Genomic DNA, 12,286 nt, shown 5'->3' on the forward strand with positions numbered 1-12,286 from the left:
ATGGCCGAGACCTACGTCCAGGAGCGCTCTAGGAAGGGCCGGAAGGACCTCTCGCATCCTGAGCCGCCCGAGCCGCTGGCCGTGCCGGTCTACGACAATCACTGCCACCTCGACATCGACGACGGCGACGACCCGCTTTCGCTGACGGAGCAGCTCACCCGTGCCGAGCGCGTAGGCGTCGCGGGTGTCGTGCAGTCCTCGGGGGATCTCGCGTCGTCACGATGGGCGGTGCGGGCGGCCGAACAGGATCCGCGCGTGCTCGCGTCGGTCGCGATCCACCCGAACGACGCGCCCGTGTACGCTGCCGACGGCGCGCTCGAGCAAGCGATCGCCGAGATCGACGAGCTCGCGGCGCACCCGCGTGTGCGTGCCATCGGCGAGACCGGTCTCGACTTCTTCCGCACCGGCGAGGAGGGGTGGCCGGCGCAGTACGCGTCGTTCGAGGCGCACATCGAGCTCGCGAAGAAGCACGGCATCGCGATGCAGATCCACGATCGCGATGCACACCGCGAGGTGCTCGACACCCTGCATCGCGTCGGTGCGCCGGATCGCACGGTCTTCCACTGCTTCTCGGGCGACGCTGCGGTCGCGCGCGAGGCGGTCGAGGCCGGCTGCTGGATCTCCTTCGCCGGCAACGTGACCTTCCGGAACGCGCAGAATCTCCGGGACGCGCTCGACGTCACGCCGCGGGAGAAGATCCTCGTCGAGACCGACGCTCCGTTCCTCACTCCCATGCCGTACCGGGGTCGCCCCAACGCCCCGTATCTCGTGCCGCTGACGATGCGATTCATCGCCGAGCATCTCGGCACCGACCTCGATGAGCTCTGCGCCCAGGTCGCCGCCAACACGGTCGCGGTCTACGGAGACTGGCGATGACGATCCGGCTGCTCGGCGCAGCCGACATCCGCCGGCTCGCGGCCGAGCTCGACGTCACGCCGACGAAGCGGCTCGGTCAGAACTTCGTCGTGGACGCCAACACCGTCCGCGGGATCGTGCGCAAGGCGCAGGTGACGGACGAGGACCGGGTGGTCGAGGTCGGGCCCGGCCTGGGGTCTCTCACGCTGGCGATCTTGGAGACGGGCGCGCGCGTCACGGCGGTCGAGATCGACTCCCGCCTCGCGTCCCGCCTCGCGCAGACGGCGGCGGAGCAGGGCGTCCCGGACGAACTGCTGACGGTGGTGGAGCACGACGCGATGACGATCGCGGACCTGCCCGGCGAACCCGGCGTCCTCGTGGCGAACCTGCCGTACAACGTCTCCGTCCCGGTGCTGCTGCACTTCATGGCCACGTTCCCGACACTGCGGCGCGGCGTCGTCATGGTGCAGTCCGAGGTCGGCGAGCGCCTCGCGGCCGCCCCCGGCGGAAAGATCTACGGCGCCCCGAGCGCGAAAGCGGCGTGGTACGGCTCCTGGGCGCTCGTGGGTACGGTTTCGCGCCGAGTCTTCTGGCCGGTCCCGAACGTCGACAGCGTGCTTGTCGGCTTCGAGCGGAGCCCAGAGCCGCTGGGGAGCGAAGAAGAGCGCCTCCAGACCTTCCAGATCATCGATCTCGCCTTCCAGCAGCGCCGCAAGATGCTGCGGCAGGCGCTGTCGGCCCGGTTCGGCGGATCCGCGGCCGCGAGCGCCGTGCTGGAAGCGGCTGACGTCGACCCGACCGCGCGCGGCGAGGCGCTCGACGTCCATGCCTTCCGACGGATCGCGCGCGCGGCCGACGCTCGCCGGTAACCTGAAGTGGTGACCGATTCCCCGCACTTCCACCGTCGCGACGTCCCGGACCTCCACCGTCCCTACGTCGCGGCGGACGACCGTTACGCGTCGTTCGCGTTCCGGCAGGTCGGCTCATCCGGACTCTTCTTGCCCGCCCTCTCGCTCGGGTTGTGGTGGAACTTCGGAGACAATGTCGCGCTCGATCGTCAACGTGAGCTGCTGCGCTACGCGTTCGACAAGGGGATCACGCACTTCGACCTCGCGAACAATTACGGCCCGCCGTACGGATCCGCCGAGAAGAACTTCGGCCGTATCTACCGCGAGGATCTCGCTCCCTATCGCGATGAGCTCATCATCTCGTCGAAGGCCGGCTTCGATATGTGGCGGGGGCCATACGGAGACTGGGGCTCGCGGAAGTACCTCCTGGCGAGCGCGGAGCGTTCGCTGCAGAGCATGAACCTCGACTACGTCGACGTCTTCTACTCTCATCGCCCCGACCCCGTCACCCCGATCGAGGAGACGATCGGGGCGCTCGACACCCTCGTGCGGCAGGGCAAGGCGCTCTACGCGGGCATCTCCTCGTACTCGGCGTCGCAGACGATCGAGGCGAAGGCTGTCGCTCGCTCGCTCGGCACACCCCTGGTGATCCACCAGCCCGCGTACTCGATCCTCGAGCGCGGGATCGAAGACGGCCTGACCGACGCTCTCGCTCAGGAAGAGCTCGGCGCGATCGCGTTCGTGCCGCTCGCGCAGGGGCTGTTGACGAACAAGTATCTCGGTGAGGGCGACGCCGATCGCTCGCAGCAGCGCTCCTCGCTCGGCGGGCGTCGCGTGACGCCCGAGGCACGCGCGCAGCTGCGGCGGCTCGACGCCGTCGCCTCGGAGCGTGGCCAGACGCTCGCGCAGCTCGCCCTGCAGTGGGTGCTGCGGAACGACGTGGTGGCCTCCGCTCTCATCGGCGCGAGCACCACGGCGCAGCTCGACGAGAACCTCCGCGCCCTCGATGGCGCGGCATTCGCCGCCGAAGAGCTCGAGATTATCGACGAGGTCTCCTCGGCGCTCGACAGCGCGAACGTGTGGGCCGCGGACCGAGGCTGATGTCGTGACGCTGGTCGAGGAGTTCCCGGGAGTGCGCGTCCGCGCGCCCGGGAAGATCAACGTCTACCTCGAGATCGGGCCGCGCAAGGACGATGGCTACCACGATCTCGCCACCGCGTATCAGGCGATCAACCTATTCGAGGACGTGGTCGCGACCCACTCCGACGAGTTCTCGCTCGCGCTCACCGGTACCGTCGACCTCATCGGCGTCCCCGTCGACGAGTCGAATCTCGCGCTGCGTGCCGCTCGGCTGCTGCAACGAGCGTCCGGGTACAGCGGAGGGGTGCACCTCGACATCCGCAAGGAGGTCCCCGTCGCGGGGGGCATGGGAGGCGGATCCGCCGACGCGGCGGCCGCGCTCGTCGCCTGCGACGCCCTGTGGGGCACGGGCCTGTCTTCGCGCGAACTGCACGATCTCGCCGCGCAGCTCGGCGCCGATGTACCGTTTGCGCTGATGGGCGGCACAGCGATCGGCACGGGCCGCGGCGACGTGCTGAACCCGGCCCTCGCACGGGGCCGGTTCGAATGGGTCATCGTCACGAACCAGATCGGGATGTCGACGCCGGCGACCTACGACGAGATCGATCGCCTGCGCGAGGAGCATGCCGGAAAGATCCCCGCCGTGCACGAGACGCCGTCGGTACCGGCGAGCGTCCTGCACGCGCTGCGCGCGGGGGATCCGCGCATGCTCGCGGACGTGATCCACAACGACCTCCAGGCCGCCGCGCTGCGCCTGCGTCCCGACCTGGGCGAGGTCCTCGAACGCGGCGAGGCCGCAGGGGCGCTCGCGAGTCTCGTCTCGGGGTCCGGGCCGACGCTCGCCTTCCTGGCCGAGTCGAAGGCCGAGGCGCGCGCGTTGCAGCAGGCGCTCGAGAGCGCGGGCCATGAGGCGTTGAATGTCTCGGGGCCGGTTCACGGAGCGCGGATCGTGTGATGGACCTCAACAGCGACGTCGGCGAATCGTTCGGATCGTGGCCCATGGGAGACGACCGCGCGATGTTCACGCACGTCACGAGCGCGAACGTCGCGTGCGGATTCCACGCGGGCGACCCCACGGGCATCGCCCGGACATGCCGTGATGCGGTCGACGCGAGTGTGACCATCGGGGCGCACGTCGGATACCGCGACCTCGCGGGCTTCGGCCGGCGTTTCCTCGACTGTTCCGAGACGGAGCTCGCCGACGACGTCGTCTACCAGCTCGGAGCGCTCCAGGGGCTCGCCCGCCGCGCGGGCGGCGACGTCCGCTACGTCAAACCGCACGGCGCCCTCTACAACGCGATTGTGACGCACGAAGCCCACGCGCGCGCCCTCGTCGATGCGATCCGGTCGGTGGATCCGTCGCTGCCGCTCGTGCTGCTGCCCGGCAGCGTCGCGGCGACGATCGCCGAGGGAGCCGGCCTCCGCGTCGTCGGCGAGGCGTTCGCCGACCGCGCGTACACGCCGGAGGGTTACCTCGTCCCGCGCGGCACAGCGGGAGCGGTGCTGCACGACGCCGATCTTGTCGCCCAGCGCATGACGAGATTCGCGCGAGACGGCGTGCTCACGGCGATTGATGGAGCCGAGGTCCGCGTCGAGGCGGAGACCATCTGTCTGCACAGTGACACGCCGGGAGCGGTGGCGATCGCGGCCGCAGTCCGCGGAGCCCTGACCGAGGCGGGGGTCTCGCTTCGGAGCTTCGCGTGATCGAGGCGGTGCGCTGGGCGGGAGAGAGGGCGTTCCTCGTCGAGCTCTCGACGCTCGAGGAGGTGATGGCGTTCGACGCTCGGCTGCGGGCGGATCCCGTCGGACAGCGGGATCAGGTGCCCGCCGCGCGGACGGTGCTGCTCACCTTCGAGACGGCCGCCCGCGCGCGCCGGGCCGCGACGCGCATCCGTGACGTCGAGCTGTCGCCGGTGGCCGTCGAAGCGGGCACAGAGATCGGGATCGACGTCGTCTACGACGGGGAGGACCTCGACGAGGTCGCGACGCTCATCGGTCTCTCGCGTGACGCCGTGATCTCGGCGCACGCGGATGTCCCGTGGATCGCGGCGTTCGGCGGCTTCGCCCCCGGCTTCGCGTACCTGACGGGCGATGATCCGCGCCTCGACGTGCCACGGCGCGAGGCGGCGCGTCCGGCGGTTCCTGCCGGGTCGGTGGCGCTCGCCGGCGGGTTCTCGGCGGTCTATCCGCGTCGCTCTCCGGGCGGGTGGCGCCTCCTCGGCCGCTCCGACGCTCCGCTGTGGGATCCGCAGCGCGACCAGCCCGCTCTGATCCAGCCGGGGGACGTCGTGCGTTTCCGCGCCGTGCGCGAGGTGGCCGCGGCGCGCGCCGCACCGGCGCCCGCCGCGCCGCGCAGCGCCGATCCGCCCGCGCCCCGCGGCGGCCTGCGGGTCCTCCAGCCCGGCCTCCTCGCTCTCGTCGAGGACCTCGGCCGGCCGGGCCGCGCCGGCATCGGGGTGACGCAGTCGGGCGCCGCGGATCCGCGGTCGGCGCGCCTGGCGAACCGGGTCGTCGGCAACGCGCGCTCCGCGGCGGTCGTGGAGGTGTTGCTCGGCGGGCTCCACGTGCGGGCGGAGGGCCATCAGGTCGTGGCGCTCACCGGGGCGGACACCGGCGCGGTCCTCACGCGCGACGGCGACGAGGAACCCGTAGCCCCTGGGCGAGCCCGGCTGCTCCGTGACGGCGAGACCCTGTCACTCGGACACCCGGCGACGGGGCTGCGCACCTACCTCGCCGTCCGCGGCGGCGTCGACGTGCCGAGCGTCCTGGGCAGTCGCAGCACGGACCGGCTGAGCGGAATCGGTCCCGAACCGCTGGCCGCGGGCGACCTCGTTCCGGCGGGATCCGCCGCCGTCGCGGCCGTCTCCGCGCCCGTTCCCGCCGAGACTCCCGCGCCCGCGAGCATCGAGGTCCGCGTCCGCTTCGGGCCCCGGGAGGACCGCTTCGACGCGGCCGAGCGCCGACGTCTCCTCTCAACGACGTGGATCGTCGGTCCGCAGTCGGATCGCGTCGGCGTGAGGCTCGCGCCCGCCGACGGATCCGCCCCGTTGGCGGTGCGCGACGCGGACCTGCCGAGTGAGGGGATGGTCGCCGGCGGGATCCAGGTGCCGCCGTCCGGCGAGCCCGTCGTGTTCGGCGCTGACCACCCCGTCACGGGCGGGTACCCGGTCATCGCCGTCGTTCTCGCCAGCGACCTGCCCGTCATCGCTCAGCTGCCGCCCGGATCCCGGCTTCGCTTTCGAGAGTCGGATCCGTCTCGCTTCGAGCCTGCCGATGCGCTGCCGGCATCGTGCCAGAGGAGAGACTGAGGACATGATTCCTTCGCGCTTCGTTCTCGGCGATTCCTCCTACGTCCTTCGTCGCGCGAGCCGTGCGGACATCCGCGGGATCGTGGAACTGCTGCGGGACGACCGGCTCGGCGCCACCCGGGAGTCGACCGATTGGCCGCGATACGAGGCTGCGTTCGCGGACATCGCCCGTGATCCGAATCAGTTCCTCGCCGTGATCGAGGCGGTGGGTGGGGGACTGGTCGGCACGATGCAGTTGACGCTGATTCCGGGACTGTCGCGAGGCGGGGCCTGTCGGCTTCAGATCGAAGCGGTCCGCATCGCGGCTTCCGCGCGTGGTTCCGGCCTGGGCACGGCGATGATCGAATGGGCGCACGAGTACGGTCGAGAGCGCGGCGCCACGCTGGCCCAGCTGACGACGGACAGGACCCGCGCCGACGCGCTGCGCTTCTACCGCACGGTGGGGTACAGCACGAGCCACGAGGGCCTCAAGCGCAATCTCTGACTCGGTGCGGGATGGTGCTGCGGCACATGCGCGAGCGGAACGCTCCTGTCGACGGAAACTGTCTGCTCGCGCCTCAGCGCTGCGCGTGTCGATACGCGTGCGGCGTCATGCCGAGCACACGGCGAAAGTCTCTCGTCAAGTGCGCATGGTCGGCGTATCCGAGGTCGGCCGCGGTCTGCGCGACCGTGAGCGAAGGATCCTCGCGCAGCCGCTGAGCCGATTCCTGGAGGCGATAACGACGGATGACGGCGAGAGGCGGCAACCCGACGTATCGGCGTGCGAGTCGCTGCACGGTGCGAGACGACACGTGGAGAGCCTGCGCGAGGTCGTCGACGCGGACGATGTCCGGATCCGCCTCGATCTTCTCCTCCATCGCGTTCGCGAGCATTGCATTCGGGTCGGGACGACCCACACGGCCCGCGAGCCACGTCCCGCAGACGGCGACGGCGTCGTGTCGCGCAGCGTCCGGTTCCTCGCCGGCCATGGCCGTCGAGACGTCGCGGACCAGGTCGGGCGCGTCGAACGGCACCTCGACGTCTCGAAGGCTCTGCGGATCCGCGTGGAGGGCGGCGACGCCAGCGGGCCGAAGCAGCATGCCGACCGCCCAGCCGTGTCCCGTGAGATCCCGTTGCGAGGCGCGCGTCGTCGGCCCCGACAGTGTGGCGCCCTCGCCCTGCACGACCAGGTTTGACGCGGGGTACGGCAGGATCTCCTGGCGCGAGCTTTCGCCGGGAGCGAGACGCCACCGCGGGATCCAGAACCACCGCACGACCGCCGCGAGTGAAGACGGCGCGGGCACGCGATGGAAGGTCGGCAGCCGACGAGGGAAGAGGATGCCGCGCTCATCGTCGACGTCGACCATCACCGGATCCGCATCTGTCGTGAATCTTCAAGTGGCTGCCGCCGCGCGGAGCCTACGGTCAATCTATGACACAGAACAGCGCAGCAGTGCGCGGCATAACCGGCGAACACACGACCGCCGGACGGCCGCACGGATCCACGAGCGTGACACCGTTTCTCGCTGTCCCAGGCGCCGGGGAGGCCGTCGACTTCTACCATTCGGTGTTCGGTGCCCGCGTCGTCGACGTGACGCGGTTCGGCGACGTCGTCGTCCACGCAGAACTCGACTTCGGAACCGGCAAGCTGCAGTTGGGCGAGCCCAACCCCGAGTTCGGGCTTATCCCGGCGCCGGAGGGCGATGCCGCGTGCTACTCGATCGCCCTGTACTGCGCGGACGTCGATGACGTCGTGCGACGCGCCGTGGATGCCGGGGCGACGGTACGGGAGCCGGTCGCGACGTTCGTATCGGGCGACAGGTACGCGTCGATCCGGGATCCGTTCGGCGTGCGGTGGTCGGTCATGACCAGGGTCGAGGACCTGTCGGAAGCAGAGAGCGCGCGGCGCGTGGCCGAGTGGGCCGCGACGCAGGGATAGCGGGTTCGCCGAGCGGCGGGAAAATCGCCGGGATCTCCGCAATCTGCGCGATTTCTCGAGATGCTCGCCGAATTTCGAGACGCTCGGCGAAGCGAGGTCAGTCGAGTTGCTCGCCGAGTTCCAACCAGCGCTCCTCGAGGGAGTCGTTCTCGTCCGTGAGCGCGCGCAGATCGTCGTTGAGCTGCCGGAGGCCGTCGATGTCCCCCTGGTCGTGCGCCGCCATCTTGTCGTGCACTCGCGCCACCGACGCGGCGACCTTCTCGAGCCGGCGCTCGATCGAGGAGAGCTCCTTCTCGGCGGCGCGCTTCTCGGATCCACCGAGACCCTGCTTCTCGGGTGCGGACTGCGCCTTCGACGGGCGCGCATCCTGCGCCGCGCGCAGTTGCAGATACTCGTCGACCCCTCCGGGGACGTGGCGCAGCGTTCCGTCGAGGATCGCGTACTGCTGATCGGTGACGCGCTCGAGCAGATAGCGGTCGTGGGAGACGACGAGGAGGGTGCCCGGCCAGGAGTCGAGCAGGTCCTCCATCGCGGCGAGCATGTCGCTGTCGACGTCGTTGGTGGGCTCGTCGAGCGCAATCACGTTGGGTTCGCTCAGCAGCAGCATGAGCAGCTGGAGGCGCCGCTTCTGGCCGCCGGACAGGTCGTCGACGCGCGCGGAGAGGTGCTCGCGCGCGAAGCCGAGCCGCTCGAGCAGCTGCGCGGGAGTGTGGTCCTTCCCGTCGATCGCGAAGGTCGTCTTCTCGCGAGCGAGCACCTCGCGCACGCGGTCGGAGCGGATCTCCGCGAGCTGCGAGAACTGCTGATCGAGCAGGCCCAGCCGCACCGTCTTGCCGCGCTTGACACGCCCCGTCGTCGGTTCGAGCGCTCCGGTGATCAGGTTCAGGAGCGTCGACTTCCCGGATCCGTTCGCGCCGAGGATCCCGGTGCGCTCGCCGGGCCCGATCCGCCAGGTGATCTTCTTCAGGATCTCGCGGTCGCCGAACGAGACGCCGACGTCGAGGAGGTCGACGACGTCCTTGCCGAGTCGCGCGACCGCCATCCGCTGCAACTGGATCGGATCGCGCGCGGGCGGAACATCGGCGATGAGGGCGTTGGCGGCGTCGATGCGGAACTTCGGCTTCGCGGTGCGGGCCGGGGCGCCGCGCCGGAGCCACGCGAGCTCCTTGCGCATCATGTTCTGCCGCTTCGCCTCGGTCGCCGCCAGGATCCGGTCGCGCTCGACTCGCTGCAGTACGTACGCCGCATAGCCGCCCTCGAACGGTTCGACCTCGCGGTCGTGCACCTCCCACGTCTTCGTGCAGACCTCGTCGAGGAACCAGCGATCGTGGGTGATGACGACGAGCGCGCCGGCATTCGCGCCCCACCGCGTCCGGAGGTGTCCGGCAAGCCACGCGATTCCCTCGACGTCGAGGTGGTTCGTCGGCTCGTCAAGCGCGATGAGATCCCAGTCCTCGATCAGCAGCGCAGCCAGGGCGACGCGGCGGCGCTGCCCACCGGACAGTGCATCGATGCGCGCCTCCCACGGGATGTCGCTCGCGAGCCCGGTCATGACGTCGCGGATCCGCGCATCACCCGCCCACTCGTGCTCGTCGCGGTCGCCGACGATGGCGTGCAGGGCGGTGGCCGACGGATCCAGATCGTCGCGCTGGGCGAGCACGCCGAACCGCACGCCGCCACGCCGCGTGACGCGGCCGGACTGCGGCTCGATGGATCCGGAGAGCATCCCGAGCAGGCTCGACTTGCCGTCGCCGTTCCGTCCGACGATGCCGATGCGATCGCCCTCATCGATGCCGAGGGTCACCGAGTCGAAGACGATGCGGGTGGGATACTCGAGGTGCAGGGCCTCGGCCCCGAGGAGATGTGCCATATCCCCTCCAGGCTACGCCCCCGCATCAGTCGAAGGAGACGAGGAGGTGGCGCAGGAGCGTGCCGAGCTTGCTCTGGTCGCCCGCGGACATTCCCGAGAGCATGTCGGCCTCGGCGTCGATCAAGCGCGTGATCGCCGCGTCGACGCGCGTGCGGCCCTCGTCCGTCAGCGTGACGAGCGCGCCGCGCCGGTCCGACGGATCCGCCGACCGCTTGACGAGACCGCGCTCACGCAGCCGATCGATGCGGTTGGTCATCGTGCCGCTCGACACGAGCGTCTGCTGCAGCAGTTGCTTCGGGCTCAGGCGGTACGGCTCGCCGGCGCGGCGCAGCGCCGAGAGCACGTCCCACTCCCAGAGTTCGATGTCGGTGCGCCGAAAGGCCTCACGTCGCGCTCGGTCGAGGTGGTGCGAGAGCCGGTCGACGCGGGAGAGCACCGCCATGGGGGAGAAGTCGAGGTCGGGGCGCTCCGCGCTCCACGCGCCGACGATTCGATCGACCTCGTCCTGTTCATGCGGCATCTGACGATTATCGCGCGTTCGTCGGGCGTTCGGTCGCGGCGAAGCCGGCGAGGAAGAGATCCAGGGCGCGAGCGACGTGATGTCGCTGCTCCGCGGGGGAGGGGACGGCGTCGTCGCCGAGCAGCATCGCGGCGTTCACCGGCTCTCCCATGACGAGCCAGTTCAACTGCGTCGCCGCCGATTCCGGATCGGGGACGGCCAGCAGGCCGTGGGCGTCGAATTCGCGAAGCATGTCCGCGAGGACGCGCATCGCGTGGCGCGGTCCGTGCTCGTAGAGGGCGGCGGCCAGTTCCGGGGACCGTCCCTGCTCGCCGATGACGAGACGCCGCAGGCTGAGGAGCTCCGGCGCGAGGACGATGGCCAGCTGGGCCTCCAGTCGCGTCGTCAACGTGGCGCGCACGTCGGTGTCTGCATCGATCTGCGGGTGCTCACCGTGTGCGCGCCCGCCGGCGGCTGTCGTCTGGGTCGTCACGAGCGCCAGGAACAGGGCGCGCTTACTGCCGAAGTGCCGGTAGAGGGTCTGCTTGGCGACGCCGGACTCGGTCGCGATCGAATCCATTGTGACCGCGTCGTAGCCGTCGGCAAGGAACTGCCTCTCCGCGGCGAGCAGGATGGCCTCACGTTTCGCGCGCGAACTCGGTCGGAGCATTCCGCCGCTCTCCTCGTCGTCTCGGTGTGCTTGCAGAAATCATACTCGTCGGTCTAATCTCTTTCTGCGAGACTCGTCAGTCTCGAATCTCGAAGTGTGTGGACACGATCGGCGAGGAATGAGGATGAGATGACCGGAGATGACAAGCGGCTCACCTTCGAGGTGACGCTCCGGAACGCACCCGATGTCGGGTCCTGGACGGTGTTCGACGTGCCGGACTCGGTCGCCTGGTTCGGTACCGGACGGACCGTGAAGGTCGTGGGCGAGATCGACGACGTGCCCGTCGCGATCACGCTCATGCCGACCGGCCGGGGCGGACACATGGGGCCGGTCAAGGCCGCCACACGCAGGCGGCTCGGCAAGCAGGTGGGGGACGACGTCCGCGTGAGCATCGAGGCGGCATCATGAGCTTTGTGACGACGCCCGCGGGCGACCATGTCGCGTTCGATCGATACGGACCCGCCGGCGCGCGGGGTGTCCTCTTCGTCAGTGGTGCGGGCCCCACCCGGGCCGACGATCCGACGACGACCCGCACGGCGCACCTGCTCGGCGAGCGCGGTATCCAGGCGAGCGTGCACGACAGGATCGGACGCGGCGACTCCGAGGCGGACGGCCCGATCGATCTCGAGCGGGAGTTGTTTGCCATCGAGACCCTGGCGCAGGAGTTGGGCGGCCCGGTTGTGCTCACCGGTCACTCGTCCGGATGCGCGATCGCGATGCTCGCTGCCTCCCGTATCCCTTCGTGCGCGGGCCTGGTGCTGTGGGAGGCGCCGATCGGTCAGTTCGACGGGGGAGCACCGGCCTGGTGGGACGCCGTCGCCGCGCACGTGGCTGCGGACCGGCTGCCGGAGGCCGTCGCGGCGTATATGGTCGGCATGCCGCCGGAGTGGTTGGATGAGCTGCGGCAGTCGCCGGCGTATCCGCGCCTCGTGCTCAGCTGGATTCCCGACGGGATGGCGCTGGCGCAGATCGAGCGCGCCGGGTTGTCGGCGACGCTGCGCGACGTGACGGATCCGGTGCTCGCCCTGATCGGCACCGAGACCTTCCCGGGGATGGCGGAGACCGCGGCCGCGATCGCCGAGGCGGCGCCGAATGGTGCGGATGAAGAGCTGGCCGGCGCCTGGCACACCTGGGATGCGGATGCGATGGCGTCCCGGCTCGAACGTTTCGTTCACGGCGAGGCTCTGAACGCGGCACCCCGATCATCGTGACAAGATGGAATGAGCGGCCCCCGGGTC

General features: G+C 70.2%; 14 protein-coding genes. 10 read left to right on the forward strand and 4 right to left on the reverse strand.

Annotation, left to right across the window (positions count from 1 at the left end):
* From IEW87_RS07825 to IEW87_RS07855, 7 genes are read left to right on the forward strand one after another with little or no spacing between them, the layout of a single operon-like run.
* Positions 1-876 carry a TatD family hydrolase gene (locus IEW87_RS07825; protein ID WP_188711707.1) on the forward strand — a complete coding sequence of 292 codons (876 nt, stop codon included), beginning with the start codon at positions 1-3 and terminating at the stop codon, positions 874-876.
* The gene (gene rsmA, locus IEW87_RS07830) at positions 873-1,724 is read left to right on the forward strand and encodes a 16S rRNA (adenine(1518)-N(6)/adenine(1519)-N(6))-dimethyltransferase RsmA (RefSeq protein WP_188711708.1); all 852 of its coding nucleotides are present in this window, start codon (positions 873-875) and stop codon (positions 1,722-1,724) included. Before IEW87_RS07825 ends, rsmA begins: the two co-directional genes overlap by 4 nt.
* A gap of 9 nt (positions 1,725-1,733) precedes the next feature.
* Complete coding sequence (locus IEW87_RS07835) at positions 1,734-2,804, forward strand: aldo/keto reductase (RefSeq protein WP_188711709.1); 1,071 nt, start codon at positions 1,734-1,736, stop codon at positions 2,802-2,804.
* Between the two features lie 4 nt (positions 2,805-2,808).
* A complete protein-coding gene (locus IEW87_RS07840) occupies positions 2,809-3,738 on the forward strand; it encodes a 4-(cytidine 5'-diphospho)-2-C-methyl-D-erythritol kinase (protein WP_373285099.1) in 930 nt (309 codons plus the stop codon).
* Positions 3,738-4,487 carry a LamB/YcsF family protein gene (locus IEW87_RS07845; RefSeq protein ID WP_188711711.1) on the forward strand — a complete coding sequence of 250 codons (750 nt, stop codon included), beginning with the start codon at positions 3,738-3,740 and terminating at the stop codon, positions 4,485-4,487. Before IEW87_RS07840 ends, IEW87_RS07845 begins: the two co-directional genes overlap by 1 nt.
* Positions 4,484-6,091: a 5-oxoprolinase subunit B/C family protein gene (locus IEW87_RS07850; protein WP_229731012.1), complete on the forward strand. Its 1,608-nt coding sequence runs from the start codon at positions 4,484-4,486 to the stop codon at positions 6,089-6,091. Before IEW87_RS07845 ends, IEW87_RS07850 begins: the two co-directional genes overlap by 4 nt.
* Before the next feature lie 4 nt (positions 6,092-6,095).
* Positions 6,096-6,575, forward strand: coding sequence for a GNAT family N-acetyltransferase (locus IEW87_RS07855; protein WP_188711712.1), 480 nt, complete (start codon positions 6,096-6,098; stop codon positions 6,573-6,575).
* A gap of 73 nt (positions 6,576-6,648) precedes the next feature.
* Here the strand turns inward: IEW87_RS07855 and IEW87_RS07860 are convergent, their stop codons facing one another.
* Complete coding sequence (locus IEW87_RS07860) at positions 6,649-7,437, reverse strand: helix-turn-helix domain-containing protein (RefSeq protein ID WP_188711713.1); 789 nt, start codon at positions 7,435-7,437, stop codon at positions 6,649-6,651.
* A gap of 65 nt (positions 7,438-7,502) precedes the next feature.
* Between IEW87_RS07860 and IEW87_RS07865 the strand changes: the two genes are divergently transcribed.
* Positions 7,503-8,009 (forward strand): VOC family protein, encoded by a 507-nt coding sequence (locus IEW87_RS07865; protein ID WP_188711714.1) that lies wholly within the window; start codon positions 7,503-7,505, stop codon positions 8,007-8,009.
* 97 nt (positions 8,010-8,106) lie between these two features.
* Here IEW87_RS07865 and IEW87_RS07870 read toward each other — a convergent pair whose 3' ends face one another.
* The 3 genes from IEW87_RS07870 to IEW87_RS07880 are packed head-to-tail and all read right to left on the reverse strand — an operon-like array spanning position 8,107 to position 11,048.
* Complete coding sequence (locus IEW87_RS07870; RefSeq protein ID WP_188711715.1) at positions 8,107-9,879, reverse strand: ABC-F family ATP-binding cassette domain-containing protein; 1,773 nt, start codon at positions 9,877-9,879, stop codon at positions 8,107-8,109.
* Between the two features lie 25 nt (positions 9,880-9,904).
* The gene (locus IEW87_RS07875) at positions 9,905-10,399 is read right to left on the reverse strand and encodes a MarR family winged helix-turn-helix transcriptional regulator (RefSeq protein WP_188711716.1); all 495 of its coding nucleotides are present in this window, start codon (positions 10,397-10,399) and stop codon (positions 9,905-9,907) included.
* 7 nt (positions 10,400-10,406) lie between these two features.
* Positions 10,407-11,048 (reverse strand): TetR/AcrR family transcriptional regulator, encoded by a 642-nt coding sequence (locus tag IEW87_RS07880; protein WP_188711717.1) that lies wholly within the window; start codon positions 11,046-11,048, stop codon positions 10,407-10,409.
* Positions 11,049-11,177: 129 nt separating this feature from the next.
* On the opposite strand from IEW87_RS07880, the gene IEW87_RS07885 reads away from it, so the two are divergent.
* Positions 11,178-11,456 carry a DUF1905 domain-containing protein gene (locus tag IEW87_RS07885; RefSeq protein WP_188711718.1) on the forward strand — a complete coding sequence of 93 codons (279 nt, stop codon included), beginning with the start codon at positions 11,178-11,180 and terminating at the stop codon, positions 11,454-11,456.
* Positions 11,453-12,259: an alpha/beta hydrolase gene (locus IEW87_RS07890; RefSeq protein ID WP_188711719.1), complete on the forward strand. Its 807-nt coding sequence runs from the start codon at positions 11,453-11,455 to the stop codon at positions 12,257-12,259. The genes IEW87_RS07885 and IEW87_RS07890 overlap by 4 nt, the downstream gene beginning before the upstream one ends.
* Positions 12,260-12,286: the final 27 nt, after the last annotated feature.

It is taken from the genome of Microbacterium faecale (genome assembly GCF_014640975.1).
In the GTDB taxonomy this organism is placed as follows: Bacteria; Actinomycetota; Actinomycetes; order Actinomycetales; family Microbacteriaceae; genus Microbacterium; species Microbacterium faecale.

What these genes read in the sequence shown, in the direction of transcription:
- IEW87_RS07890 (WP_188711719.1), top strand. Translation starts at nt 11,453, where the DNA reads ATGAGCTTTGTGACGACGCCCGCGGGCGACCATGTCGCGTTCGATCGA.
- IEW87_RS07860 (WP_188711713.1), bottom strand. Translation starts at nt 7,437, where the DNA reads ATGGTCGACGTCGACGATGAGCGCGGCATCCTCTTCCCTCGTCGGCTG.
- IEW87_RS07875 (WP_188711716.1), bottom strand. Translation starts at nt 10,399, where the DNA reads ATGCCGCATGAACAGGACGAGGTCGATCGAATCGTCGGCGCGTGGAGC.
- IEW87_RS07825 (WP_188711707.1), top strand. Translation starts at nt 1, where the DNA reads ATGGCCGAGACCTACGTCCAGGAGCGCTCTAGGAAGGGCCGGAAGGAC.
- rsmA (WP_188711708.1), top strand. Translation starts at nt 873, where the DNA reads ATGACGATCCGGCTGCTCGGCGCAGCCGACATCCGCCGGCTCGCGGCC.
- IEW87_RS07845 (WP_188711711.1), top strand. Translation starts at nt 3,738, where the DNA reads ATGGACCTCAACAGCGACGTCGGCGAATCGTTCGGATCGTGGCCCATG.
- IEW87_RS07880 (WP_188711717.1), bottom strand. Translation starts at nt 11,048, where the DNA reads ATGCTCCGACCGAGTTCGCGCGCGAAACGTGAGGCCATCCTGCTCGCC.
- IEW87_RS07855 (WP_188711712.1), top strand. Translation starts at nt 6,096, where the DNA reads ATGATTCCTTCGCGCTTCGTTCTCGGCGATTCCTCCTACGTCCTTCGT.
- IEW87_RS07870 (WP_188711715.1), bottom strand. Translation starts at nt 9,879, where the DNA reads ATGGCACATCTCCTCGGGGCCGAGGCCCTGCACCTCGAGTATCCCACC.
- IEW87_RS07885 (WP_188711718.1), top strand. Translation starts at nt 11,178, where the DNA reads ATGACCGGAGATGACAAGCGGCTCACCTTCGAGGTGACGCTCCGGAAC.
- IEW87_RS07865 (WP_188711714.1), top strand. Translation starts at nt 7,503, where the DNA reads ATGACACAGAACAGCGCAGCAGTGCGCGGCATAACCGGCGAACACACG.